The sequence below is a fragment of the Mesorhizobium sp. P5_C1 genome, assembly GCF_054049815.1.
Window position 1 is genome coordinate 1 of record NZ_JBFULQ010001070.1, and the last position, 1078, is coordinate 1078.

At 62.6% G+C, this 1078-nt stretch carries 2 protein-coding genes; one reads left to right on the forward strand and one right to left on the reverse strand.

Features of this window, described 5'->3' with window-relative positions; all coding sequences use genetic code 11:
• The coding region (locus ACXJ7R_RS33950) for a glycine--tRNA ligase subunit alpha (RefSeq protein ID WP_457155610.1) at positions 1-517 on the reverse strand (517 nt) is incomplete at its 3' end.
• Between the two features lie 235 nt (positions 518-752).
• Here ACXJ7R_RS33950 and ACXJ7R_RS33955 point away from each other — a divergent pair.
• Positions 753-1078 (forward strand): N-acetyltransferase family protein (locus ACXJ7R_RS33955; RefSeq protein ID WP_457155609.1); only part of this gene is annotated, 326 nt, incomplete at its 3' end.

The following is a 1078-nucleotide window of genomic DNA, read 5'->3' on the forward strand; positions in this document are numbered from 1 at the left end:
GCACATACATGGCCAAGCGCTCCAGCCCATAGGTCAGTTCGCCCGCCACCGGGGCGCACTCAATGCCGCAGACCTGCTGGAAATAGGTGAACTGCGACACTTCCATGCCGTCGCACCAGCATTCCCAGCCCAGCCCCCAGGCGCCCAGCGTCGGGCTTTCCCAGTCGTCCTCGACGAAGCGGATGTCATGCAGCAGCGGATCGACGCCGATCGCCGCCAGCGAGCCGAGATAAAGCTCCTGCAGGTTCGGCGGATTCGGCTTCAGGATCACCTGGTACTGGTAATAATGCTGCAGCCGGTTCGGGTTCTCGCCATAGCGGCCATCCTTGGGGCGGCGCGACGGCTGGACATAGGCGGCGTTCCAGCGTTTTGGCCCGAGCGCGCGCAGCGTGGTCGCTGGATGAAAGGTGCCKGCGCCGACYTCCATGTCGTAGGGCTGCAGGATGACGCAACCATAGTTCGCCCAATAATTGTGCAAGGTCAGGATCAGCCCCTGGAACGAGCGGCTGGGATGCATATGGGCGGGGATTTCAATCGTCGGGATTTCAATCGTCACGGGGGCCTCGGCAGCAAAGGCTAGCTTGCCGGCACGTCCTAGAGACCCGGCGGCGTAGCGTCAAGCAAGGCGCACCGGTGCGGACCTAGCGAGCCCGCCGATGATGTTGAAAGCTTTGCGAGCGACTGGCCCATTGCCGGCCATGGCCGCCTGCGGTCTGCTCATGCCGCAAAGTGTCAGGACAACAGGTTCAATCATGCCCAGTTCCACCATCATCCGTCCCATCGCCCGGCAGGATTTCGACCAATGGCTGCCGCTGTGGGACGGTTACAATGCATTTTACGGCCGCTCGGGCGAGACGGCGCTGGCAAGCGAGATCACCGCGATGACATGGTCGCGCTTCTTCGATGCCTATGAGCCGATGCATGCGCTGGTTGCCGAGAGCGAGGGACAGCTTTTCGGCCTCGTGCATTACCTCTTTCACCGCAGCACCACGGCGATCTCGCCCAATTGCTACCTGCAGGACCTTTTCACCACAGAGGCCTCGCGCGGCAAAGGCATCGGCCGGGCCCTGATAGAGGG